General features: G+C 72.1%; 23 protein-coding genes. 18 read left to right on the top strand and 5 right to left on the bottom strand.

Going from position 1 to position 23,942, the window contains the following annotated elements:
• The 3 genes from OG943_RS21060 to OG943_RS21050 all read left to right on the top strand — a co-directional run bounded on the left by OG943_RS21060 (position 1) and on the right by OG943_RS21050 (position 3,465).
• Positions 1 to 1,482 (top strand): ArnT family glycosyltransferase, encoded by a 1,482-nt coding sequence (locus OG943_RS21060; RefSeq protein WP_328611496.1) that lies wholly within the window; start codon positions 1 to 3, stop codon positions 1,480 to 1,482.
• Positions 1,479 to 2,099, top strand: coding sequence for a GOLPH3/VPS74 family protein (locus tag OG943_RS21055; protein WP_328611495.1), 621 nt, complete (start codon positions 1,479 to 1,481; stop codon positions 2,097 to 2,099). The genes OG943_RS21060 and OG943_RS21055 overlap by 4 nt, the downstream gene beginning before the upstream one ends.
• 193 nt (positions 2,100 to 2,292) lie before the next feature.
• On the top strand, positions 2,293 to 3,465 hold the full coding sequence (locus tag OG943_RS21050; protein WP_328611494.1) for an acyltransferase family protein: 1,173 nt from the start codon (positions 2,293 to 2,295) through the stop codon (positions 3,463 to 3,465).
• A gap of 256 nt (positions 3,466 to 3,721) precedes the next feature.
• Here the strand turns inward: OG943_RS21050 and OG943_RS21045 are convergent, their stop codons facing one another.
• Positions 3,722 to 4,318 carry a TetR/AcrR family transcriptional regulator gene (locus OG943_RS21045; protein WP_328611493.1) on the bottom strand — a complete coding sequence of 199 codons (597 nt, stop codon included), beginning with the start codon at positions 4,316 to 4,318 and terminating at the stop codon, positions 3,722 to 3,724.
• Positions 4,319 to 4,467: 149 nt separating this feature from the next.
• Here OG943_RS21045 and OG943_RS21040 point away from each other — a divergent pair, with 149 nt between their 5' ends.
• The 3 genes from OG943_RS21040 to OG943_RS21030 all read left to right on the top strand — a co-directional run bounded on the left by OG943_RS21040 (position 4,468) and on the right by OG943_RS21030 (position 6,456).
• Positions 4,468 to 4,722, top strand: a complete 255-nt coding sequence (locus OG943_RS21040) for a hypothetical protein (protein ID WP_328611492.1) — start codon at positions 4,468 to 4,470, stop codon at positions 4,720 to 4,722.
• A 5-nt stretch (positions 4,723 to 4,727) separates the two neighbouring features.
• Entirely contained in the window at positions 4,728 to 5,753 is a 1,026-nt protein-coding gene (locus OG943_RS21035; RefSeq protein WP_328611491.1) for an aminotransferase class V-fold PLP-dependent enzyme, read from the top strand.
• Between the two features lie 112 nt (positions 5,754 to 5,865).
• Positions 5,866 to 6,456, top strand: coding sequence for a hypothetical protein (locus OG943_RS21030; protein WP_328611490.1), 591 nt, complete (start codon positions 5,866 to 5,868; stop codon positions 6,454 to 6,456).
• 81 nt (positions 6,457 to 6,537) lie between these two features.
• Here the strand turns inward: OG943_RS21030 and OG943_RS21025 are convergent, their stop codons facing one another.
• A complete protein-coding gene (locus tag OG943_RS21025; RefSeq protein ID WP_328611489.1) occupies positions 6,538 to 7,473 on the bottom strand; it encodes a ferritin-like domain-containing protein in 936 nt (311 codons plus the stop codon).
• 134 nt (positions 7,474 to 7,607) lie between these two features.
• Here OG943_RS21025 and rimP point away from each other — a divergent pair, with 134 nt between their 5' ends.
• From rimP to OG943_RS20990, 7 genes are all read left to right on the top strand, one after another.
• The gene (gene rimP / locus OG943_RS21020) at positions 7,608 to 8,153 is read left to right on the top strand and encodes a ribosome maturation factor RimP (RefSeq protein ID WP_328611488.1); all 546 of its coding nucleotides are present in this window, start codon (positions 7,608 to 7,610) and stop codon (positions 8,151 to 8,153) included.
• Entirely contained in the window at positions 8,150 to 9,196 is a 1,047-nt protein-coding gene (nusA, locus tag OG943_RS21015; protein WP_091616637.1) for a transcription termination factor NusA, read from the top strand. The genes rimP and nusA overlap by 4 nt, the downstream gene beginning before the upstream one ends.
• A gap of 110 nt (positions 9,197 to 9,306) precedes the next feature.
• A complete protein-coding gene (locus tag OG943_RS21010) occupies positions 9,307 to 9,588 on the top strand; it encodes a YlxR family protein (protein WP_328611487.1) in 282 nt (93 codons plus the stop codon).
• 82 nt (positions 9,589 to 9,670) lie between these two features.
• On the top strand, positions 9,671 to 12,736 hold the full coding sequence (gene infB, locus OG943_RS21005; RefSeq protein ID WP_328611486.1) for a translation initiation factor IF-2: 3,066 nt from the start codon (positions 9,671 to 9,673) through the stop codon (positions 12,734 to 12,736).
• Between the two features lie 150 nt (positions 12,737 to 12,886).
• Entirely contained in the window at positions 12,887 to 13,180 is a 294-nt protein-coding gene (locus OG943_RS21000) for a DUF503 domain-containing protein (RefSeq protein ID WP_328611485.1), read from the top strand.
• Between the two features lie 27 nt (positions 13,181 to 13,207).
• Positions 13,208 to 13,684: a 30S ribosome-binding factor RbfA gene (rbfA, locus tag OG943_RS20995; protein WP_328611484.1), complete on the top strand. Its 477-nt coding sequence runs from the start codon at positions 13,208 to 13,210 to the stop codon at positions 13,682 to 13,684.
• 4 nt (positions 13,685 to 13,688) lie between these two features.
• On the top strand, positions 13,689 to 14,522 hold the full coding sequence (locus OG943_RS20990) for an alpha/beta hydrolase (protein WP_328611483.1): 834 nt from the start codon (positions 13,689 to 13,691) through the stop codon (positions 14,520 to 14,522).
• Positions 14,523 to 14,549: 27 nt separating this feature from the next.
• On the opposite strand, the gene OG943_RS20985 is transcribed toward OG943_RS20990, so the two are convergent.
• Both OG943_RS20985 and OG943_RS20980 read right to left on the bottom strand, forming a co-directional pair.
• The gene (locus tag OG943_RS20985) at positions 14,550 to 14,933 is read right to left on the bottom strand and encodes a hypothetical protein (protein WP_328611482.1); all 384 of its coding nucleotides are present in this window, start codon (positions 14,931 to 14,933) and stop codon (positions 14,550 to 14,552) included.
• 67 nt (positions 14,934 to 15,000) lie between these two features.
• Positions 15,001 to 15,915, bottom strand: coding sequence for a LysR family transcriptional regulator (locus OG943_RS20980; RefSeq protein WP_328611481.1), 915 nt, complete (start codon positions 15,913 to 15,915; stop codon positions 15,001 to 15,003).
• Positions 15,916 to 16,015: 100 nt separating this feature from the next.
• Here OG943_RS20980 and OG943_RS20975 point away from each other — a divergent pair, with 100 nt between their 5' ends.
• Positions 16,016 to 17,350, top strand: a complete 1,335-nt coding sequence (locus tag OG943_RS20975; protein ID WP_328611480.1) for an aspartate aminotransferase family protein — start codon at positions 16,016 to 16,018, stop codon at positions 17,348 to 17,350.
• Between the two features lie 63 nt (positions 17,351 to 17,413).
• Here the strand turns inward: OG943_RS20975 and OG943_RS20970 are convergent, their stop codons facing one another.
• Complete coding sequence (locus OG943_RS20970; protein WP_328611479.1) at positions 17,414 to 18,451, bottom strand: TRM11 family SAM-dependent methyltransferase; 1,038 nt, start codon at positions 18,449 to 18,451, stop codon at positions 17,414 to 17,416.
• A gap of 25 nt (positions 18,452 to 18,476) precedes the next feature.
• Here OG943_RS20970 and OG943_RS20965 point away from each other — a divergent pair, with 25 nt between their 5' ends.
• From OG943_RS20965 to OG943_RS20950, 4 genes are all read left to right on the top strand, one after another.
• Complete coding sequence (locus tag OG943_RS20965) at positions 18,477 to 19,490, top strand: DHH family phosphoesterase (RefSeq protein ID WP_328611478.1); 1,014 nt, start codon at positions 18,477 to 18,479, stop codon at positions 19,488 to 19,490.
• The gene (locus OG943_RS20960) at positions 19,483 to 20,655 is read left to right on the top strand and encodes a cytochrome P450 family protein (protein WP_328611477.1); all 1,173 of its coding nucleotides are present in this window, start codon (positions 19,483 to 19,485) and stop codon (positions 20,653 to 20,655) included. The genes OG943_RS20965 and OG943_RS20960 overlap by 8 nt, the downstream gene beginning before the upstream one ends.
• Positions 20,656 to 20,874: 219 nt before the next feature.
• On the top strand, positions 20,875 to 22,182 hold the full coding sequence (locus tag OG943_RS20955; protein WP_328612120.1) for an MATE family efflux transporter: 1,308 nt from the start codon (positions 20,875 to 20,877) through the stop codon (positions 22,180 to 22,182).
• Positions 22,183 to 22,821: 639 nt separating this feature from the next.
• A complete protein-coding gene (locus OG943_RS20950; protein ID WP_328611476.1) occupies positions 22,822 to 23,646 on the top strand; it encodes a PhzF family phenazine biosynthesis protein in 825 nt (274 codons plus the stop codon).
• Positions 23,647 to 23,942: the final 296 nt, after the last annotated feature.

The following is a 23,942-nucleotide window of genomic DNA, read 5'->3' as shown; positions in this document are numbered from 1 at the left end:
ATGACGAGTGAAGGGCTTACGACGGAGCACGTGCTCGTCCGCGCCGCGGCGCGGGAGATCGGGGCGTTCGCCCGGGGACCGGTGTTCGTGGTCGCCGTACTGGTGGCCGCCGTGCTGGTGGTGACGAGCGCGCGGTACGCGCACGGCTTCGACGAGCTCTATTTCCTGGTGGCTGGTCGAGATCATCCGGCCTGGGGGTATTTCGACCAGCCACCGCTCGTCCCCCTGCTCGCGGGCACGCTCGACCGGCTGTTCCCCGGCTCGCTGATCGCGTTCCGCGCCCCGATGGCGCTCGCGGCGGCCGCGGGCGTGGTGGTCACCGCGCTGATCGCGCGTGAGCTGGGCGGCGGCCGCGGCGCCCAGGTGATGGCGGCGGGCGCGTACGCGACGTCCGGCCTGGTCGTCATCAGCCACTGGGTGGCCACGTACGCGCTCGACCCGTTCCTGTGGACGGTCGTGGTCTTCCTGCTGGTGCGGTGGACCCGGACCCGGCGCGACGGCCTGCTCGTCTGGGCGGGCGTGGTGACGGCGGTGTCGCTGGAGACGAAGTTCCTCATCCCGGCGCTGTGGGCGGCGGTGCTGCTCTCGGCGCTGGTGCTGGGCCCGCGGCAGTTGCTCTCCCGGCCGAAACTGTGGCTGGGCGGGCTGATCGCGGTGGTCGCGACGATCCCGGCCCTGGTCTGGCAGGGCACCCACGGCTGGCCCTACGCCCACATGGCGGACGTCGTTTCGGCGGAGTTCCCCGGGTACCTCTCGTTCGCGCGGGACGGCTTGCTCGGCGCGGGCATGGGCATCGGCGTGCTCGCGCTGCTGTACGGCGTATGGCGGCTGCTGCGGTCGCCGGACCTGCGGCCGTACCGCTATCTCGCCGTGGCGCTGCTGCTGGTGACCGTCGCGGTGCTGCTCAGCCAGGGCCGGGCGTACTACCTGATGAGTGTCTACGCGCTGCCGTTCGCGGCCGCGGCGACGGAGCTCTCACGGCGGAAGCTGGTGCGGTGGTGGAAGGCGCCGGTGTGGCTGGCGTTCGTCCTCTCGGCCGTGGTGACCGTGGCGGGGCTGCCGGTGTGGCCGGCTTCGATGAAGGCGACCACGTTCGGGCCCTTCTCGCTCGGCACTGTGTTCGCCGGTGGCGAGACGGCGCAGAAGGAGGTGGCCGACGGCGTCGGGCAGACTTACGCCGCCCTGCCGCCGGAGGTGCGGAAGCAGACGGCGGTGTACTCGGAGATCTACCCGTTCGCCGCCGCCGTCGAATATTACGGGCCGCGGTACGGGATCTCCGACGTCTACAGTGGACACCGGGGGTACTGGTACTTCGACCGGCCGCCGGACTCGGCGCGGGACGTGCTGTTCGTGGGCTTCGACCCGAACCTGCTGCGGCCGTACTTCGCTTCGGTGACCGAGGTGGTGCCCGGGCTGATGTGGCTGTACACCGGGCGGAAGCAGACATGGGACCAGATCTGGCCGAAGGTGAAAACACAGTGACTCTTTCCTTGCCCGCCCGGGTTTACCTCCTCGCCTGCGAAGGGGACAAGGGGCGGATCTCCGACCGGCGCCGCGTCGCGATGCTGGTGCGCGCGGCCGCCGTCACCGACCTGCTGCTGCGGGGCCGGCTGGCCGACCACGGCGGCAAGGCCTCGGTGACCGGCCGGGGCCCGACCGGCGACCTGCTGCTCGACGACGTGCTGGCGAACCTCTCGGAGGACGGTGAGCGCTCGTGGCGTTCACTGGTGCGCCGTGACGGCGCGGACACCCTGAAGTCATTGGAACTCCAGCTCGTCGCGGCCGGAATGCTGCGCCAGCACACCACGCGGTTCCTCGGCCGGCAGGTGCTCGAGGTGGCCGACCCCGCCTCGGCGCGCCGGGAACGCGGCCGCGCCGAGGCCGCGCTGCGGGATCCGCTGTCCGAAGTGGACACCGATGACGCGGCGCTGGCCGCCCTCGCCGCGGCGGCGGCCGTCGGCGTGACCCGCCGGGAGGCTTGGGCGAACTCGGAACGGCTGGCGGAGCTGGGCGAACGCGTAGGCCCGGCGGTGCCCGCCCTGCGGCACCTGGTCCGGCGGCTGCGTGCCGTCCGTGCTTCCGCGGGAAGCCACGGCTGAAGCGTAAGTGACGTCACGGCTCGCAGTGTCCACATCGGGCACTTGACCGCACACTCTGAGCGAAGAGAAGTCTGGGCAACGTTGAAGGTGTGCGGGGGCAGCCCGGCCCCGCACACCCGTCCCGCCGGAAATTCTCGTGCCAGTGTCGGAATCACGAAGAATGTGATCGAGTTCTGGTGCGAAAGGTTCCGTTGTGGCTTACCGGACCGAAGGCAGTTTCTCCGGCGACCTTCGTGACCCGGCGCCGGTCGAACGGCTCCTGTGGCCGGACGTGGCCAAGGGCGTCTGCATCGTGCTTGTCGTGCTGTGGCACGTGATCATGAAGCAGTACCTGCAGATCGACTGGAAGATCTCGACGCCGTTACCCGGCGCGTGGGGCGCCGCGGGCGAGTTGCTGCTGCCGCTGCGCATGCCCTTGTTCTTTGCGATTTCCGGCTTTTTCGCGGCTCGCGCGGTCAACCGGCCGTGGCGCACCGTCGCCCGTTCCCGGGTCGCCAAGTTCTTTTATCTTTACGTTCTGTGGTTGTCCGTGCACACCGTGGTGCTGTCGTTCTTCCCCGGTTTCGCCACAGAACACGCCGGCAGTGTCCTGGAGTTCGTGGCGCAGCTCACGATCACTCCGACGAACCTCTGGTACCTCTTCGCGCTCGCCGTCTACTTCGTGATCGCCAAGCTCTCGCGCCGGCTGCCGTTCTGGATCATGCTCGCGGCCGCGTTCGCCTTGTCCGCCACGGCCTCCGCCGGCCTGGTCGCCGTGCCGGGTGACCGCGGCGGGCTGTACCAGAACCTCTTGTTCTTCCTCGTCGGCATTTACGGCACGGCGCTCGTCAAACGCGTCGCCGTGGAGGCCAGCTGGCCGCGGCTCGCCCTCGTCGGCGTGCCCTATCTGGGCGTGCTGGTCGCGGTCGAGCACTTCGACCTGAAGACCACGTTCGGCGTGTGGCCCGTGCTAAGTCTCGTCGCGATCGTGCTGGGCGTGACCGCGGCCGCACTCGTCACGCGATGGGAGAAGCCGGCGAACGCCATCGCGAGCATCGGCCGGCGGACGCTGCCGATCTACGTCATCCACCTGCCCCTGGTCGCCGTGCTGAACGCGGTCCTGCACGATCCGCTGTCGTCGCTCGGCCCGGCGGCGCAACTGGCCGTCGCGGTCGTCGACCCCATCGTGCTGGTCGCCGTCCTCGTCGCGCTGTGCCTGCTGCTGCAACGGATCCTGCCGTCCGCGTGGGTTTTCGACCTGCCTTCGCGGCGCGCCAAGGAATCCCGGCGCACTCCGGAGCCCCGTGACTTCAATGCGTCGGAGCAGACGATGCCGCTCTACCCGTTGCGGCGCCCTGAGGTGGTCTCGGGGATGCGGCCGCGGTAGCTCACGGAGTGAAGAGCCGGCCCAGGTGATAGTCGAGCGTGGCCACCGCCTCGGCTGCCGTGCGGTGTCCCAGTAGGACATCCGAGGCCTGTGAATCGGTCAGCGCCCACAGGATGGGTTTTCGACCTGCCCTCGCGGCGCGCCAAGGAATCCCGGCGCACTCCGGAGCCCCGTGACTTCAATGCGTCGGAGCAGACGATGCCGCTCTACCCGCTGCGGCGCCGTCAGGTGGTATCGGGGATGCGGCCGCGGTAGCTCACGGAGTGAAGAGGCGGCCGAGATGATAGTCCAGTGTGGCCACCGCTTCGGCTGCCGTGCGGTGTCCCAGTAGGACATCCGAAGCCTGTGAATCGGCCAGCGCCCACAGGATGGCCGCCTCGTGGTCCGGGTCGGCGCCCGGACCGACGTCGCCCGCGGCCTGGGCCTCGCGGATCTGGCCGGCGAAGAACGCGAACAGCTCCGGCATCCCCTCGGCGTACACCTTGGCCAGCTCCGGGTCGGCGACGGCGCGGTTGAAAAACGCGACGCCCACCAGCCAGCCGGCGGCGCTGCGCTCGTCACGCGGCAGCATCTCGACCAGGCAGGTGCGCAGGATCCGCCTCGGCGTCGGTTCGCCGTCGGCCAGTACCTGCGCGCGGACACGCTCGTCGCGCAGCCGTCCCCGGTGCTCCAGCGCGAACAGCAGCATCTCGTCCTTCGACCGGAAGTAGTGCTGCACCGAACCCATCGAGATGCCCGCTTCGGCCGCGACGTGCCGCAGGCTCACGCCCTCCAGCCCGTGCCGGGTGATCAGCCGCTGCAACGCCTCGGCGATCTGGACGCGCCGCTGGTCGTGGTCCACCTGTTTCGGCACCGGCCGCCTTCCGCATCACGAGGTTTGTCGGCATCCGTTTACGATGCACTCGCATGGTAAACGAGTTCGCCGCGGGCGCGGTGCCAGGCCTGCTGGCGCCGTTCGTCGCGGATGTCCCGGCGGAGCCTGAACCTTGGCATCATGGGGCCATGGGATCAAAACTTCGGCTCGTCACGGTGCGCGGGCGCGCGTTGCGGTGCGTGGTCTGCGGGGACCGGGAGTTCTCGTCCCGCGAGGTGAAGCTGAACAGCACCGGCGCGGAGTTCCTCGGCATGGGCTGGGCGAACCGGTCGGCCGTCGCCATCATCTGCGGATCGTGTGGCTACGTGCACGAGTTCGCGGGCCCGCGCCCGGACCTGTGGCGTCCGGAGCACGGGTATCCGGCTGACGTCAAGGCCGACTGATTCCGTTGGCACGAAGTCGCGTTTGGGGAACTGGCCGCTTCACCGTCCCCGAGGGATATCTCAACACGCCCAGCATCGGGATCCCGCCCGCCACGGTGGGGGAGGCCGTGGCCGGCGCCGTCGAACGGTGGCGCGCCGGAGGTGACTCGCCGCCGGGGTTCGACGAGGCGGTCGCGCGGTCGCGGAGCGGGTTCGGGCGGCTGGCCGGGGTGCCGGCGGAGCGGGTGGCGATCGGGGCATCGGTCTCCCAGCTCATCGCGAACGTCGCGGGCGGGCTGGGAGAAGGCGCGCGCGTGCTGGTCGCGGAGAAGGACTTCACCAGCGTCACCTTCCCCTTCGCCGCACGGCCGGGCACTCGGCTGACCGAGGCGCCGCTTGCGAAGCTCGCGGACCACGTCGAGGGGCACGACCTCGTCGCGGTGAGCCTGGTGCAGTCGTCGGACGGGTCGGTGCTCGACGTCGCGGCGCTGCGGGCGGCGGCGGAGAGCGCGGGCGCGGCCGTGCTGCTGGACGTCACACAGGCCGCCGGATGGCTGCCGCTCGACGTCGCCTGGGCCGACTGGGTCGTGTGCGCCGGCTACAAGTGGCTGTTCTCACCGCGCGGCTGCGCCTGGCTCGCCGTGCACCCGCGGGCGCACGAGCGCACCCGGCCCGTCGCCGCCAACTGGTACGCGGGCGACGACCCCTGGAAGTCCGTCTACGGCCTGCCGCTGCGCCTGGCGCCGGACGCCCGCGCGTTCGACCTCTCGCCGGTCTGGCTCTCGCACGTCGGCGCGGCGGAAGCGCTGGACTACGTCACGGGGCTGGACCTCGCCGCGGTCCGCGACCACAACACCGGCCTCGCCGATTCCCTGCTCCAGGCCCTCGGACGGCCGTCGCGCGGGTCCGCGATCGTGTCGCTCGAAGCGGACCCGGCGCGGGTCGCCGCCGCGGGTGTCGTGTCCGGGCTGCGCGTCGGCCGCGTGCGCGTCGGATTCCACCTCTACAACACCGCTGACGACGTCGAACGCCTTCTCACCGCATTCGAGTGAAGCCGCCGGACGCGGTGAACTACGGTATGAGCCCGTGGCCGGTCCCCATTTCACCTCTGATCCCTCGGAAACGGCACCGCTCGGCGCGGTCCCCGCGCACCCGGGGCCGCCTGTGCCTGGGCATGGCCCGGCCCGGGACAACCGCACGCTGCTGCTGCGCGGTGCGGGCCTGGTCGCGATCGCCGTGGTGTCCGGCCTGATCTGGTTCCTGATCCGGCACGACAGCACGCCCGAGCCGGTCGCGCAGCCGCCCGCGAAGACGAGCCAGTTCGACTACAAGCTCGTCGAGGGGCCGAGCAAGTCCTCCGACTGCGCGGCGAAGTCCTACGGCAAGGCGCAGGACTACTTCAAGGACGCGCCGTGCTCGTCGCTGGCTCGCGCGCTGTACACGGTGCAGTACGGCGACGCGAAGGCGCTCGTCTCGGTGGCGCTGGTGTCCATGCCGCAGGCGAGCCAGGCGACCCAGCTCAAGGCGCTGACCGACCAGGACGGCACCGGAAACATCACCGACCTGGTGCGAGACCACACCTACAAGGCCGCCGGCGCGCCCAGCGTGAGCGGGGAGAAGGCCGCGTACGAGTCCCAGGTCACCGGCTCCGACGTGACCATCGTGCTCACCGACTTCTTCGCCAAGCACAAGGACGCCGTCCTGCTCAAGCGCATCGCCAAGGACGCGCTCCAGCTGTCGTCCGGCCTGCACTGAGCCCCTGTACTGAAAGCCTCTCAACGAACACAGCGGCTGACACTTCGCCCAGCGCGGGGAAGTGTCAGCCGCTGTGCCGTTTTACGAGCTCTGGCCGGGCATCGCGATCGCGGCCGGCTTCTCCTCGGCCTGCTGGCGCCACGGCGTGCCGCGCCGGGCGGCCGCGATGAGCGCCTGCAGCGCCATGCCGCGGACGCCCGAGTCGTCGGTGTGGGTCACCACGCCGAGCCACGCCGCCGCCGAGTCCGCTTCGGCGGTCGCGACCACGGAGGCGGCCGAAGCGGCGTCGGTGACCGGCTTGGCCGGCACGTACGCGGCCTCCGGCGCCACCGGCGTGCTGCCCGCGGCGGTGATCACCTGGATGAGGACGTCGCGGCGCGCGGTGTGCTCGGCGCGGCCGCTCTTGAGCGCGTCGCCGAAGTCGGCCGGCAGGAACGCCGTGACCAGCCCGTACACCCAGAGCGCGGCGTGCTCGGTGGCCAGCGCCTTCTGCAGCGGGTCGACGGCTTCACCGGGCACGGTGCCCGACGGCGCGGCGATCGGCTTGGCGTCGTCGCCGCGGCCGATCGACGACGCGACGCGCTGCAGCCCCGCGCAGCCGGCGGCCACGGACGCGACCAGCCCGGCGCGGTAGGCGGGCAGCCCGGGGACCAGGTCCTCGGCCTGCTTGCGGACGGTCGCGAGCCGGTCCTTGAAGCCGGCCAGGTCCGCCGGCGCGGGCGCGGGGGTGGACGGCGTCGCGGGTTTGGGCCGGTTGAGCCGGTCCACCTCGGGTTTCAGGGCGGCGGCGTGGGCGGCGCGGACGTCGGCGATCTGGCCGGCGACGTCACCGCCCGCGCCGGAGGCGAGCTTCCGCGCGGCGGCGGCGTCCGCCTCGGCGGCGGCCAGCAACGGGGCCAGCGGGTCGGGGGTTTCGTCGTTCCCCGTGGAGCAGGCGGCGAGCGGGAGGGCCACGGCGGCGACGGCGCCGAGGCGCAGGACGGAGCGCCGGCTGAGGTCGGTCGGTCTTGCGGTCACGTCGGCCCATCCTGCCAGGCCCGGCACCGGCACCGCCGCTCGCGCGTCCCGGCGGGGTCGCAGGATAAGCTGGTCCACCACCGACCACCGTCGTGACCAGCCCGAGTCACCACCGCCGAACAGGAGTGCTCCACGTGCCCAACGAACTCGCCAGCCGGCTGGAGCCGTTAGTGGCCGAAGCCGTCAAGACCGCGGGTTTCGACCTCGATTCGCTCGAGGTGCAGCAGGCCGGCCGGCGCCAGCTGGTCAAGGTCGTCGTCGACTCCGACGACGGTGTCGGGCTGGACGAGGTCGCCGAGATCAGCCGCAAGGTGGCCGCGGTGCTCGACGAGAACGAGCACGTGCTCGCGAGCGCCTACACCCTCGAGGTCACCTCGCCCGGCCTCGACCGCCCGCTGACCCAGCCGCGGCACTGGCGGCGCGCCAAGTTCCGCCTGGTGCGGATCACCCCGGCCGAAGGCGCCGAGTACGTCGCCCGCGTCGGCCACGCCGGCGAGGAGGCCGCGCGCGTGCTCGCCGGCGGCAGCCTCCAGGACGTGTCCTACGCGTCGGTCGCCAAGGCCGTGGTGGAGATCGAATTCAAGCAACCACCGGCGGAGGACCTGAAACTGCTGGAAGAAGACGCGTCCGGCCAGAACACCCCGGCCGGCCAGACCGAGCCGAAGGAGGAGTCGAAGTGAACGTGGACATCGCCGCGCTGCGCGCGATCGAACGGGACAAGGACATCCCCTTCGACACGGTGATCGAGGCCATCGAGACGGCCTTGCTCACCGCGTACAAGCACACCGAGGGCCATCAGGCGCACGCCCGCATCGACATCGACCGCAAGACCGGCCTCGTCCGCGTCCTCGCGCACACCCTCACCCCCGAGGGCGAGGTCGACGAGGAGTGGGACGACACCCCCGAGGGCTTCGGCCGGATCGCCGCCACCACCGCGCGCCAGGTCATCCTGCAGCGGCTGCGCGACGCCGAGCACGAGAAGACCTTCGGCGAGTTCTCCGCCAAGGAGGGCGAGATCATCGCCGGCGTGGTGCAGCGGGACGCGCGCGCCAACGCCCGCGGCATGGTCGTGATCCAGGTCGGCGACACCGAGGGCGTGCTGCCTTCGGCCGAGCAGGTCGCGGGGGAGTCCTACGAGCACGGCACCCGGATCAAGGCGTACGTGGTCGGCGTCTCGCGCAGCAACCGCGGGCCGCAGATCATGCTCTCGCGCAGCCACCCGAACCTGGTGCGCAAGCTGTTCGCGCTCGAGGTCCCGGAGATCGCCGACGGCGCCGTCGAGATCGCCGCGCTGGCGCGCGAGCCGGGCCACCGGAGCAAGATCGCGGTCCGGTCCACGATCGCCGGCGTGAACGCCAAGGGCGCCTGCATCGGCCCGATGGGCGCGCGCGTGCGCAACGTGATGAGCGAGCTGGCCGGCGAGAAGATCGACATCATCGACTACTCCGAGGATCCGGCCCGCTTCGTCGGGAATGCGCTGTCGCCCGCGAAGGTTGTTTCCGTACGTGTCGTGGACGAGCGGGCGAAGACGGCCCGTGTCGTGGTGCCCGATTTCCAGCTTTCGCTCGCCATCGGCAAGGAGGGCCAGAACGCCCGCCTGGCCGCCCGCCTCACCGGCTGGCGGATCGACATCCGGAGCGACTCGGCACCCGCCGAGGGCGAGGGTGATCAAGACCACGCCGGGCAGGCGCGGCCCGCCGCGACAACCGGTTCGGCTGAGTGAAGGTCGAAGCGCTAGACTCTGAGATGGTTCAAGGCCTGCGGCGGGCAGCCGACTCCCAGTGTGACCCGGGTTCCCCGGTACGCACGTGTGTCGGGTGCAAGCGGCGGGCCGTGATCGGTGAGCTGCTGCGAGTGGTCGCGGTGGACAGGCGGCTGGTCGTCGACGAACGTCGGCGGCTGCCGGGCCGGGGAGCGTGGTTGCACCCCGGGCCGGGCTGCCTGGCCAAGGCCGAGCGGCGGCGGGCGTTCCCCCGGGCTCTCAAAGCCCAGGGCGCACTCGACGCGGCGGGGCTGCAAGACCACCCGGCACTCACCACGGAGACCGGAACCGGGACGTACCCGGAACCGACAGGAATCAAGGAAGCAGGTCGACCCGTCATGAGTCAGCCGTGAAGCTGAAGCCATGAACGCGCGACAATAAGGACGAGGTCAGCGGGTGTCTTCACCGCCTGGCCTCCCCTAGATGAGGAGAGCTGTGCCAGGCAAGGCCCGTGTCCACGAGCTCGCGAAGGAGCTCGGCATCACCAGCAAGGAAGTTCTCACCAAGCTCAAGGAGCAGGGTGAGTTCGTGAAGTCCGCGTCGTCCACGGTCGAGGCGCCCGTCGCCCGCCGTCTGCGTGACGCATACCCAGCCAAGGGCGGGCAGAAGCCCACGCCCACTCCCGGACCGCCGGCCCGCCCCGCGGCGCCCGCCGGAAACGGGAGTCCGACCGCTGCCCCGAGCGCCCCGCAGGCCCCCCGGCCCGCCACGCCCGCGCCGCAGCAGAACCAGCAGGCGCCTGCCGCCAAGGCGGCCCCGGCCGCCCCCGCGCAGCAGTCGCAGGGGTCGCGCCCCGCCGCCCAGCCGGGTGGCGGACGTCCCGGCCCGGGCCCCCGGCCCGGCCCGCGCACACCCGCGCCCGCCCCGGCTCCGGAGGTGCAGGAGGTGCCAGCCGCCAAGGCCGAGCCCGCCGCACCGGCGGCGCCGTCCGCGCCCAGCGAGACCTCCCAGCCCGCCCCGAAGCAGGACGCCGCGGCGGCCTCCGCGGGTGCGTCCGGCTCGGTCGTCCCGCCCCGGCCGCAGGGCCCCAAGCCCGGCGGCCCGAAGCCCGGCCCGCGTACCCCGCGAGTCGGCAACAACCCGTTCGGCGTCGGTTCCGGCTCCCCGGCACCGCGCCCGTCGCAGCGTCCCGGCCCCGGCGGCCAGGGCGGCGACAACCGGCCCCCGCGTCCCGGCGGTGCCGGTGGCAGTGGTGACCGGCCCGCGCCGCGTCCCGGCGGTGGCGCCGGTGGCAACCGGCCGAGCCCGGGCAACATGCCCCCGCGCCCGAACCCCGGCATGATGCCGGGCCGGACCCAGCGTCCGGCCGGTCCCGGTGGCGGCGCCCGTGGCGGTCCCGGCGGCGGTGCCCGTGGTGGCCCCGGTGGCGGTGCCCGTGGCGGTCCCGGTGGCGGTGGCGGCGGTTTCCGCGGCGGCCCTGGCGGCGGCGGCGGTGCCGGTGGCGGCTTCCGTCCTGGTGGCGGCGGCGGTGCCGGCGGCGGCTTCCGTCCCGGTGGCGGCGGCGGTACCGGTGCCCCGGCCGGCGGCGGCGGTTTCCGTGGCGGCGGCGGTCGTGGCGGCCCCGGTGGCCGTGGTGGTACCGCGGGTGCCTTCGGGCGTCCCGGTGGCCCCTCGCGCAAGGGCCGCAAGTCGAAGCGGCAGAAGCGCCAGGAGTACATGGACAACATGCAGGCGCCCAGCGTCGGCGGCGTCCGCCTGCCCAAGGGCCAGGGCGAGACGATCCGGCTGCCGCGTGGTGCCTCGCTGACCGACTTCGCCGAGAAGATCGACGCCAACCCGGCTTCGCTGGTGCAGGTGCTCTTCCACCTCGGCGAGATGGTCACCGCGACGCAGTCCGTGTCCGACGACATCCTCGAGCTGCTCGGCGGCGAGATGAACTACGTCGTCCAGGTCGTGTCCCCCGAGGAGGAGGACCGCGAGCTGCTGGGGACGTTCGACATCACCTACGGCGACGACGCCGGTGGCGAGGAGGACCTGCAGGTCCGGCCGCCGGTCGTGACCATCATGGGTCACGTCGACCACGGTAAGACCCGCCTGCTGGACACGATCCGGAAGACGAAGGTGCGCGAGAGTGAAGCCGGTGGCATCACCCAGCACATCGGCGCCTACCAGATCGAGACCGAGCTCGAGGGCAACGAGCGGCTGATCACCTTCATCGACACCCCGGGCCACGAGGCGTTCACCGCCATGCGTGCCCGTGGTGCGAACTCCACGGACATCGCGGTGATCGTGGTCGCGGCCGACGACGGCGTCATGCCGCAGACGGTCGAGGCGATCAACCACGCGCAGGCCGCCAAGGCCCCGATCGTGGTGGCGATCAACAAGATCGACAAGGAGGGCGCGAACCCGGACAAGATCCGGCAGCAGCTCACCGAGTACAACCTGGTGGCCGAGGAGTACGGCGGCGACACCATGTTCGTCGAGATCTCCGCGCGGCAGAACATCAACATCGATGGCCTGCTCGAGGCGATCCTGCTGACCGCGGACGCCGCTCTGGACCTCCGGGCCAACCCGGACATGGAGGCCCAGGGTGTCGCGATCGAGGCCCACCTCGACCGCGGCCGCGGCCCGGTGGCCACGGTGCTGGTCCAGCGCGGCACGCTGCGCGTCGGCGACTCCGTCGTCGCGGGCGACGCCTACGGCCGCGTCCGCCGCATGGTGGACGAGCACAACGTGGACGTCACCGAGGCGCTGCCCTCGCGTCCGGTCCAGGTCATCGGGTTCACCTCGGTGCCCGGCGCGGGCGACACCTTCCTGGTGGTCGACGAGGACCGCGTCGCCCGGCAGATCGCCGAGCGCCGCTCCGCTCGCACGCGTAACGCGCTCAACGCGTCGCGCCGCAAGCGGGTCAGCCTCGAGGACCTCGACTCCGCACTGAAGGAGACGAGCAGCCTCAACCTGATCATCAAGGGTGACAACTCGGGTACCGTCGAGGCGCTGGAAGCGGCGCTGCTGCAGCTGGACGTCGGCGAAGACGTCGAGCTGAACGTGGTGCACCGCGGTGTCGGTGGCGTGACCGAGTCGGACATCGACCTGGCGACCGCGTCCGACGCGATCGTGCTCGGGTTCAACGTCCGGGCCCAGGGCAAGGCGACCGAGCGGGCCACCCGCGAGGGCGTCGACGTCCGGTACTACACGGTCATCTACCAGGCGATCGAGGAGATCGAGCAGGCCCTGAAGGGCATGCTCAAGCCGGAGTACGAAGAGGTCGAGCTGGGCCGCGCGGAGGTCCGCGAGGTCTTCAAGTCCTCCAAGATCGGCACGATCGCCGGTTGCCTGGTCATGTCCGGCGAGATCCGGCGCAACGCCAGGGCCCGTCTGCTCCGCGACGGCACCGTCGTGGCGGAGAACCTGCCGATCAGCTCGCTGCGGCGGTTCAAGGACGACGCGGTCGAGGTGCGTGAAGGGTTCGAGTGCGGTCTGACGCTGGGCTCGTACGGTGACATCAAGATCGGCGACTCGATCGAGACCTACGAGCAGCGGGAGAAGCCCCGCGCGTAAAGGCTGATTGGGGGAGGGGCGTGCTCGCGAAAAACGCTCGCCCCTCCCCGCCTTTACGGTGTTTCTTGGGGGTCGAACCCCCAAACCCCCGCCAGGGGGCAAGCCCCCTGGACCCCCGCGCGTGGTCGCGTCAGCTCGTGGAGGTCGCCTATGTATGTCGGGGCTGTTGAGTTCGACATCCTGCTCGACGAGATCCATTCGTTGAAGCAGAAGCGTTCGGTGATCAAGCCGGTCGTGGCGGAGGTGCGTAAGCGCTTCGCCGTGTCGGTAGCCGAAGCGGGTCACCTCGACCTGCACCGGCGCGCCCTGATCGGGGTGGCCGTCGTCGCCGCGGGTGGCGAACACGTCCGGGACGTGCTCGACTCGTGTGAGCGGTACGTGGCCTCGCGACCGGAGTTCGTCCTTCTGTCGGCGCACCGCCGGCTGCTGGGCCCGGACGATTAGACAAGCACTGCCAGAAGGGGAAGTTCCATGGCCGATCCGGCTCGGGCTCGTAAGCTCGCCAAGCGGATCTCGCAGATCGTGGCCTCCGCCATCGAACACGACGTGAAAGACCCGCGGCTGAACTCGGTGACGATCACCGACACCAAGATCACCGCGGACCTGCACGACGCCACGGTCTACTACACGGTGCTGGGCGAAAGCCTTGACGCGGAACCGGACTTCAACGGCGCCGCGGCGGCGCTCGAGTCCGCGCGCGGGGTCCTGCGCACCAAGGTCGGGCAGGGCACCGGTGTCCGTTACACCCCGACCCTCGCCTTCGTCGCGGACAGCATCCCCGACGACGCCCGCCGGATCGAAGAGCTGCTGGCCAAGGCCCGCGAGGCCGACGCCGAGGTGGCCCGCCGCTCCGCGGGCGCGCAGCACGCCGGCGAGCCCGACCCGTACAAGGCGCCGCGCGTCGACGAGGACGACGAGGACTTCGCGGAAGAGGAGACCCGGGGCTGAAGCGATGCGGTGGGGGACCGATGTCTCGCGACGCGGCGTGCTGCTCGGCGGCACCGCGGCGCTTGTCGCCGCCTGCTCCGGGCGCCCCACCCCGGTGGGTCCTCCGGCCCCGATCGCCCCGCCCGCCAGCGCGTCGGCCCTGACCCGGCCCGTCACCGTCCTGCGGCCGCATTCGGCCGCGCGCGGACGGGACGTCGACCTGGTGCTGATGGTGCCCGAGGGCGTGCCCACGTCGGGCCTGCCGGTCTGCGTGGCGCTGCACGGCCGTGGCGCGAACGCCCGCACGTTCCTCGATCTGGGCGTGCCTCAGATGCTCACGGACCTGGTCCGCACCGGGGCCCGGCCGTTCGCCGTCGCGGCCGTGGACGGCGACCACTACTGGGTCGGCACCGGCGGCGGTGACGACCCGCAGCGCATGCTGACCGACGAGGTCCCGGGCTGGCTGGCGGGCAGCAACCTCCGCCCGATGACCGGTGTCCTCGGCGTCTCGATGGGCGGTTTCGGCGCGCTGAGCCTGGCCCGCCGCCGCCGTGACCTGACGGCCGTCGCCACCTGCAGCGCCGCGCTCTTCCGCACCTGGTCCGAGGCCAAGGCCCGCGACGTGTTCGCCTCGGAGTCCCAGTGGCAGGCGGCCGAGCCGTTGCTGCACCTCGACGAGCTGTCGCCGGGCAGCCTGGGCGTCTGGTGCGGCGCGTCGGACCCGTTCCTGGCCGCCAACCGCCGCCTGATCGACCGCGCCGGCCCGGCCACCTCCCACATCACCCCGGGCGCCCACACGGATTCCTACTGGCGCGGCGTCCTCCCCGACGCCCTGCGCTTCGTCGGCGAACGCCTGTGACGCCCACGTCTATCCACAGTGGACGGATCAGCTGTCGGTCTTCTTGGTGCAGGTGACCGGTTGGCCGGCGGCGGCCGTCACCTTGGCCAGCTCCTTCGTCTTGTCCAGCAGGATCCGGCAGGTCAGCGCCGCGCCGCCGGACGGGGTGGCGGTCACCTTGGCCTCCTGGCCCGCGCTGACCACGACGTCCAGCTTCCACGGCAGCCCGAGGGGACCGTTCAGGTCGTGCTGGGCCACGTCGTCCTGGTATCGGTCGGCGGTCTCGTTGTAGGCCAGCTTCGTCACCGTGCCGGACCCCTCGGTGGTCAGCTCGTAGCTGATGGCCCAGGACTTTCCGGTGGGATTCGAGCAGGCGGTGAGGCCGGCGCCGAGCGCGAGGATCGCGGTCGCGAGAGCCATTCTCTTGATCACCCGCGGAGCCTACTGCGGCTCGTGACCGACGGCGTGCCCAGTCCGGAGTGGACCAGCATGTCCAGCATCAGCTCGGGCCGGCCGCCGGCACCGTGCCCGGCAGGCCCGGGTGGTGGCGCAGGGCGTCGAGCACCACGTTGACCGCGGCGCGCGGAGGCGAGCCTCGACGTACGGCGGCGGTGATCGTGCGCGTCACCGGGACCGCGAGCTCACGCGTCGTGACGCGGTAGCGCGGGTCCACGGCCAGGCCGGGCAGCAGCGCGATCGACAGCCCGGCCTCGACGTGCTGCAGCGTCAGCATGTAGCTGCTGAACCGGCCCACCACCCGCGGCTCGAACCCCGACTCGCGGCACAGCCGGGTGGCCAGGTTCGCCATGTAGGACTGGGGCGGCTCGAACACCCAGGACTCGCCCGCGTAGGCGGCGAGGTCGGCCGGCCCCCGCGCGGCGCGTCCCGGCGGCAGCACCAGCACGACCGGGTCGGCGGCCAGCGGCACCAGGTCGACGTCCGGGCCCAGCGGCTGCTCGACGAAGTCGGTGGTCGTGATGATGATGTCCGCGTCGCCGGCCCGGAGCGCGGGCAGGCTCTCGTGCGGCTCCAGGTCCAGCAGCTCGACCTCGATGTGCGGGTGCACGCCCGCCAGCCGCGTCACGGCCGGCACCGCCAGGGTGTGCACGGCGCTCTGGAACGCGCCGAGCCGCACCCGCCCGACCGGCTCGTCACCGAGGCTGCGCAGCTCCGCCTCGACGGTGTCCATGTGGTCGAGCACCGCCCGCGCGCGGCGGGCCAGTGTCAGCCCGGCCGGGGTCAGCCGGACCCGCCGGCCGGTGCGTTCCAGCAGCTGGGTGCGGGTTTCCGCCTCCAGCACGGCGAGCTGCTGGGACACGCTCGAAGGGCTCAGGTTCGACGCCTGCGCGACCGCGCGGATGGTGCCGAGCGAGTCGAGCCGGCTGAGCAGCGACAGCCGCCAGGGGTTCAGCATCCGCCCATTGTCGTGCGGCGGTCTTGTTCGGTACAGCCGAACAGCACGGCCGGAATTGTGAGCTGGACGTGACGCTCGCGCCGGCTTTACCGTCGAAGCCATGGCTGCCCCCACCTCCGCCCCGCTGTCCACCCAGGCCTTCTGGTCCGACGCCGACCGCCACCTGGTCCGGTACGCCGGTGCCGGCGCCTTCACCCGCGAAATCATCAGCCGTGCCGAAGGAAGCTTCCTCCACACCGAGGACGGCCGGCGGATCCTGGACTTCACCTCCGGCCAGATGAGCGCGATCCTCGGGCACTCGCACCCGGAGATCGTCGAGACCGTCCGGCGCCAGGTCGGGGAGCTCGACCACCTGTTCAGCGGCATGCTGAGCCGCCCGGTCGTCGACCTCGCCCGGCGGCTCGCCGGCACGCTGCCCGCGCCGCTGGAGAAGGCGCTGCTGCTGACCACCGGCGCCGAGTCGAACGAGGCCGCGATCCGGATGGCCAAGCTCGTCACCGGCGGGCACGAGATCGTCTCGTTCGCCCGTTCCTGGCACGGCATGACGCAGGGCGCGGCCGGCGCCACCTACAGCGCGGGCCGCAAGGGGTACGGCCCCGCAGCGCCGGGCAACCTCGCCATCCCCGCGCCGCACGCCTACCGGCCGGACTTCACCACGCCGGACGGCGGCCTCGACTGGCGCCGTCAGCTGGACTTCGGCTTCGACCTCGTCGACGCGCAGTCGACCGGCAATCTGGCCGCCTGCATCGTCGAGCCCATCCTCAGCTCCGGCGGCGTGATCGAGCCGCCGCCCGGCTACTTCGCGGCGTTGCGGGACAAGTGCCGGGAACGCGGCATGCTGCTGATCCTCGACGAGGCCCAGACCGGCCTGTGCCGCACCGGGTCCTGGTACGCGTTTGAGCGGGACGGCGTGGTGCCGGACATCCTCACGCTGTCCAAGACGCTCGGCGCCGGGCTGCCGCTCGCGGCCGTGCTGACCAGCGCCGAGATCGAGCAGACGGCGCACGAGCGCGGGTTCCTGTTCTTTACCACCCACGTCGCGGACCCGCTGGTCGCCGCCGTCGGCAACACCGTGCTGGACGTGCTCACCCGCGACCGCCTCGACGAGCGTGCGGCGACCCTCGGCGCGTTCCTGCGCGCGGGGCTGGAGCGGATCGGCGAGCGTCACGGCGTCGTCGGGGACATCCGCGGCCGCGGCCTGCTCGCCGGGCTGGAGCTGGTCGTCGACCGCGAGACGAAGGAAGGCTCCGACGAGCTCGGCGCCCTGGTCACCCGCCGCTGCCTGGAACTGGGGCTGCACATGAACATCGTGCAGCTGCCCGGCATGGGTGGGGTCTTCCGCATCGCCCCGCCACTGACCGCCACCGAGGACGAGCTGTCCCTCGGCCTGTCCATCCTCGACGAGGCCATCGGCGACGCGGTCGCGCGGCTCTGATGAAGGTCTTGTGAGTGTTTATGACGGTTCTAACCGTCATAAACACTCACAAGGCAGGTGGCACTAGGCCGGTTTGGCGGCCACCACGAGGTCGCGCACGATGGCCTGGTCCACACGGTGCGCGAACTCCTCGTACGGCCCGCCCTCGCGGACCTCGAGCCCGGCCCGCTTCAGCACCGTGACGAGTTCTTCGCGGGGCAAGACGTTGGTGTTCCAGGAGATCCCGAGCGCGCCGCCCGGGCGCAGCACCCGGGTCCACACGGGAACGGCGGCCGCCAGGAGGTCGCGCGGGCTGCGCGCGAGGCCGGCTTCGCGGTGGCTGCCGTGCTGCACGCCGTACGGGGCGTCCGTGACGACGAGGTCCACGGAGTTCGGGCGCAGCAGCTCATCGGCGGTGAGGGTGTCGGCGTTGAAGAAGGTGAGGTGGCGCGTGTCGCCGGAGCGGTAGGCGTCCTTGTCGAAGGCGTACTCGACGTCGAGCCGTCGTCCGAGCCGGATTTTGTTGCGCCGCAACGGTCCTGAGTCGGCGGTGTGCTTCACGCGCTTGGTGCGCAGCCAGGTCTTGAGGAAGGCCTCGTAGGCCTCGAAGTCCTTGCCGTCCACGTCCAGGCCGGTGGCGTCGAAGCCGTACATCACGGCCTGGTTGAGCGTGGTGCCGCGGCCGCACAGCGGGTCGAGCAGGCGCAGCGGGCGGCTCGGCCACGCGGCCGGCGCGTCGGTGGCGAGCAGCGTGAGGTTGAGCAGCAGCTTGGTGAACTGCTCGTTGGTCTTGCCCGGGTACTTCTGGATCGTGAGCAGGTCCGAGTCCGTCTTCGCCAGCGGCTTCACGGTGACCGGGCGCAGCACCCCATCGCCGAGCTCGAACAGCGCGTAGAGCGAGGAGAGGTTGGACAGCAGCGCGAGGTCGTCGCCGGTCAGCGGGGCGGGGCTGGTGAACTTGACGTAGCCGACGCCGCCCAGCTCCACCTCCTCGACCTCGGAGAGCCCGGCGGCCAGCCCGGCCGCGCCGAACACCGCCAGCTCGGCGCGCAGCAGTGCGGGCGACGAGGCGGCGTAGACCCGGTTGGCGGACGGGTGCACGAGGATCACGTACTCAGGCATCCCGCAGAGCGTAGCGTGACGCACTGTGACAGCTACTTTGGCGCAGGACATCGAGGCCGCGGTCGAACTGCTGGCCGGGGCCACCGACGTGACCTTGCTCGGGCACGTGCGCCCGGACGCGGACGCGCTCGGCAGCGCGCTGGCCCTCGGCCGGGTACTGCAGCAGCGTGGAGCCGCCGTGCGGGTGTCGTTCGGCGAGCCCGACGAGACGCCGGAGACGCTGCGCTGGCTCGACGAGGGCGGCCTGCTGACCCGGGCCGACGCGCTGCCCGCGACGGAACGGCTGCTGGTCGCGCTGGACACCCCGACCCTGGCGCGGCTGGGGCGGCTCGCGGCGCGGGTCGACGCCGTCCGCGCGGCCGGCGGTGACGTGCTCGTCGTCGACCACCACGCGACCAACGCCCACTACGGCACCCACCACGTGGTGGACGAGAGCGCGGAGGCCACTGCGGTGCTCGTCACGCGGATCCTCGAGGCGATGGGCGCGCAGATCGACGAGCCGGTCGCGCGGTGCCTGTACGCCGGGATCGTCACCGACACCAGCGGCTTCCGGCGCGCGAGCCCCGAGACGCACCGGATCGCCGCGCGGCTGCTGGAGGCGGGCGTCGATCCGGGGGAGGTGGCCCGGCGGGTCGTCGACGACCACCCGTTCGCCTGGCTGCCGATGCTGTCCGCGGTGCTGGCGGAGGCGCGACTGGAGCCGGATGCCGCGCAGGGCTTCGGGTTCGTGCACGCCGTCGTCCGCGCCGCGGCCGCCGAGACCGTGCGCAGTGAAGAGGTCGAATCCGTCATCGACGTCGTGCGCGCGACGCGGGAAGCGGGTGTCGCGGCGGTGCTGAAGGAGGCCGGGCCCTCGGTGTGGATGGTGTCGCTGCGCTCGGCGGGCGGGGTCGACGTGTCGGTGGCCGCCGCGGAGTTCGGCGGCGGTGGGCACCGCATGGCCGCCGGCTGCACGGTGGAGGGCACTTCCGAGGAGGTGCTGGCGGGGCTTCGCAGGGCGCTCGGACGGGCGCCGTTGCTGGGGACGAAGGATGCCTGACCCTGCCCAAATAGACCCGGTCCACTTCGATGCGGACTTCCTGAACGACCCGGTGTGCGCGTACGCGCGGCTTCGTGAGGCCGGCCCGGTGCACCGGGCCAACTCGCCGGACGGCGCGTCGATCTGGCTGGTCACGCGATACGCCGAGGTCAAGGCCGGCCTCGGCGATCCGCGGCTGTCACTGGACAAGGCGAACTCGAGCGGCGGCTATCACGGCCTCTCGCTGCCGCCCGCGCTGGACCGGAACCTGCTGAACCTCGACGCGCCCGAGCACACCCGGCTGCGGCGGCTCCTGGGCCGCGCGTTCACCCCGCGCCGGGTCGAGGCCCTGCGGCCGGAGGTGGCGCGGATCGCGGACGAGCTGGCCGCGGCTTTGCCGGCGGAGGCCGACCTGGTCGCCGGTTACGCCGTGCCGCTGCCGATCCGGGTGATCTGCGCGCTGCTCGGGGTCGATCCCGCAGACGTCACGGACTTCCGCGCCTGGACCGACGCGGTCTTGATGCCGACCGACCCTGACGCTGCGCGTGAAGCGATGCGCTCGCTGTATGGCTACCTGGCGTCGCTGATCGCCGCGAAGCGTGCCGCCCCGGGGGACGACCTGCTGAGCGTCGTCGCCCCGGAGCTGACCGACGACGAGCTGCTGAGCGCGGCGTTCCTCCTGCTGCTGGCGGGGTACGAGAACGTGGTGTACACCCTCGGCAACGGTCTCGTCGAGCTGCTCGCGCGGCCCTCGCTGTGCGCGTCACTGGTGGCCTCGCCGTCGCTGCTGGCATCCACTGTGGACGAAATACTCCGGCACGCTTCGCCGCTGCAGCTGGCGATCCGCCGGTTCCCGGTGGAGGACGTGGTGATCGGCGACGTCGAGATCCCGGCGGGGGACACGGTCATGCTCGCGGTGGCCTCCGCGCACCGCGACCCGTCGGCTTTCGCTTCACCGGACACGTTCGACGCGAATCGCGGGGAGAACCCGCACGTCGCTTTCGGGCACGGGCCGCACTTCTGCCTGGGCGCGCCGCTCGCCCGGCTGGAGCTGGAGGTCGGTTTGGGCACGCTGCTGCGGCGGTTCCCGCGGATGTCGCTCGCCGGTGCGCCGAGGTGGCGCTCGTCCTTCCGGAGCCGGGGGACGGCGACGTTGCCGGTGATTCTTGGAGGCCGGGAACGGTGATGCTGGGCGATCGGGACCGTGATGCCGAGCAGCCGGGAACCGTGATGTTGGGCGACTGGCACGGTGCTGCCGGGCGGCTGGGACCGTGATGTCGGGCGGCCGGGAACTGTGATCCACGGCGACTGACCCGAAACTGTCGGTGCCGATGGTTACCCTCCGGAGGTGCCCGAAAAAGCCCCCTCGGCGGAATCCCCGTCGTCACAAGCCCCGGAACCGAAGATCGACCCTGGCGACCGCATCCCCGCCCGTCGTGTGCTCGGCCTCGCCGTGCCCGCGCTCGGCGTGCTGGCCGCCGAACCGCTGTACGTCCTGGTGGACACCGCCGTGGTCGGGCACCTCGGCGCGCTGCCGCTGGCCGGGCTCGCGCTCGGCGGGGTGGTGCTGTCGCAGATCTCCACGCAGCTGACGTTCCTGTCCTACGGCACCACCTCGCGCACCGCGCGGCTGCACGGCGCCGGCCGGCGGTCGGAAGCGGTCAGCGAGGGAGTGCAGGCCACCTGGCTGGCGATCCTGGTCGGGCTGGCGCTGCTCGTGGCCGGGCAGCTGCTCGCGGGTCCGATCGCCCGTGCGCTGTCGGGCAGCGACGAGATCGCCGACGCCGCTGTGTCATGGCTGCGGATCGCGCTGTTCGGGGCGCCGCTGATCCTCGTCACCATGGCCGGCAACGGCTGGATGCGCGGCGTGCAGGACGCGGCCCGGCCGTTGCGTTATGTGCTGGCGGGCAACGGGATCTCGGCCGTGCTGTGCCCGCTGCTGGTGTACGTCGCGGATCTCGGCCTGGAGGGCTCGGCGATCGCGAACGTGGTGGCGCAGGTCGTTTCCGCGTCGATGTTCCTCGTGGCGCTGGCGCGCGAGCGCGTGCCGCTCCGGCCGGACTTCGGCGTGATGCGCGCGCAGCTCACCCTCGGCCGCGACCTGGTGCTGCGCAGCCTCGCTTTCCAGGCCTGCTTCGTCTCCGCGGCGGCCGTCGCGGCGCGGACGTCCACCGAGGCCGTCGGGGCGCACCAGGTCGTGCTGCAGCTGTGGACGTTCCTCTCGCTGGTGCTGGACTCCGTCGCGATCGCCGCGCAGTCACTGGTCGGCGCGGCCCTCGGCGGCGGGGCCGCACGGCAGGCGCGGGGCGTGGCCTCGCAGATCGTCGCGTACGGGCTGATGCTGGGTTGTTTCCTGTGCGCGCTGTTCGCCGCGCTGTCCACCACGCTGCCGCACGCGTTCACGTCGGATCCCGGCGTACTCGCCGAGATCCCGCACGCCTGGTGGTTCTTCGTGGCGCTGCAACCAATCGCAGGCGTCGTCTTCGCCCTGGACGGCGTCCTCCTCGGCGCCGGCGACGCCGCCTTCCTCCGCACCGCGACCCTGGTCAGCGCCGGCATCGGCTTCCTGCCGCTGATCTGGCTGTCACTGGCCCTCGGCTGGGGCCTGACCGGCATCTGGGTCGGCCTGTCGCTGTTCATGGTGCTGCGCCTGGCCGCCGTGCTCGTCCGCTGGCGCTCGGGACAGTGGGCGGTGGTGGGCGCCGTGCGCTGAAACCCGCACCGCTGCCGCTGAGACCTGCGCTGCCGAAAGGGGCTCGCTGAAACCCCGCGCCGCTGAAGGGGCTCGCTGGAACCGGTGCGCGCTGGAACTGGGGTCGCTGAGACCCGCGCCGCTGAGACCCGCGCCGCTGAGACCCGCGCCGCTGAGACCCGCGCCGCTGAGACCCGCGCCGCTGAGACCCGCGCCGCTGAGACCCGCGCCGCTGAGACCCGCGCCGCGGGAACTGGTGCCGCTGAAACCCGCGCCGCTGAGACCCGCGCCGCTGAGACCCGCGCCGCTGAGACCCGCGCCGCTGAGACCCGCGCCGCGGGAACTGGTGCCGCTGAAACCCGCGCCGCTGGACCGGCGCGCCCGCGCGCTGCCTGGTGCTGGAACCTGCTGGCTCGGTGCCGGAACCCTGTGGCCTGGCGCTGAAACTCGCTGACCCGGTGCCGGCCCGCCGGCCCGGGGCTGGAACTTGCCACTGTGGTGCAGAACTTGCTGGCCCGGTGCCGGTGCCGGTGCCGGTGGTTCGTGCGTCGGCCCGGCTTGGAACCTGCTGGCCTGATGCTGGAACCCGTTGGCCCGCGGGCCGGTCCTGGTGCCGGAATTCGCTGGCCCGTGCGCCGAGTCCGATGCCAGGGTGGGCTCATGCTCCCCTTTCACCAGGTCGACGTCTTCACCAGCCGGTTCCTGCTCGGCAACCCCCTCGCCGTGGTGCACGGCGCCGAGGGTCTCACCGACGAGCAGATGGCGGCGTTCGCCCGCTGGACCAATCTCAGCGAGACGACGTTCCTGCTGCCGCCGGTTCACGCGGACGCCGACTACCGAGTGCGGATCTTCACCACCGAGGGCGAGCTGCCCTTCGCCGGGCACCCGACGTTGGGCTCCGCACGGGCGTGGCTCGAAGCCGGTGGCGTGCCGAAGGCCGACCACCTCGTCCAAGAGTGCGGGGCCGGGTTGGTGCGCGTGCGGCGCACGGGGGAGCGGCTCGCGTTCGCCGCGCCGCCCTTGATCCGCGGCGGTGACGTCGATGCCGCGGATCTTGATGGCGTGAAGCGCGCGCTGCACCTGAAGGACGAGGACGTCGTCGGCGCACAGTGGGCCGACAACGGCCCCGGCTGGCTCGCGCTGCTGCTCAAGGACGCCGATACGGTGCTCGGGATCAGGCCGGACTCCGCCGCCTTCGGCGAGATCAACAAGATCGGTGTGGTCGGCCCCTATCCGCCGGGAGGCGAAGTCGCGTACGAGGTCCGCGCGTTCGTGCGCACCGCCGAAGACCCGGTGACCGGCAGCCTGAACGCCGCGATCGGCCAATGGCTGATCGGCACCGGGCAGGCCCCGGACTCTTACGTCGCTGCGCAAGGCACGAACCTCCGCCGCCGCGGCCGCGTCCACCTCGAACGCGTCGGCCCCGACATCTGGACCGGCGGCGACACGGTCATCGGCATCACCGGCTCGGTCCGGTTGCCGTGACCACGCCGGGAACCGGGACCGGGCTGGCCTGCGACGGGTGACCGCCGCAGCGCCCGCTGACGGGTGAGAGTGGCCGGGCCGCGGCCACACCCAACTCCGACCTCACCGGCTCCGTCGACCTCACTGACCCCACCTATCCCACCGGCAACCGGCCCGCCGTCCAATCGGCAACCGACCCCGCTGGCCCACCAACCCCACCAACCCCACCTATCCCACCGGCAACCGGCCCGCCGTCCAACCGGCAACCGACCCCGCTGGCCCACCAACCCCACCAACCCCACCAACCCCACCAACCC

The organism is Amycolatopsis sp. NBC_00345 (assembly GCF_036116635.1).
Taxonomy (GTDB): domain Bacteria; phylum Actinomycetota; class Actinomycetes; order Mycobacteriales; family Pseudonocardiaceae; genus Amycolatopsis.
Note: the sequence above shows the minus strand (reverse complement) of the source record. Positions and strands in the feature narration are given on the sequence as shown.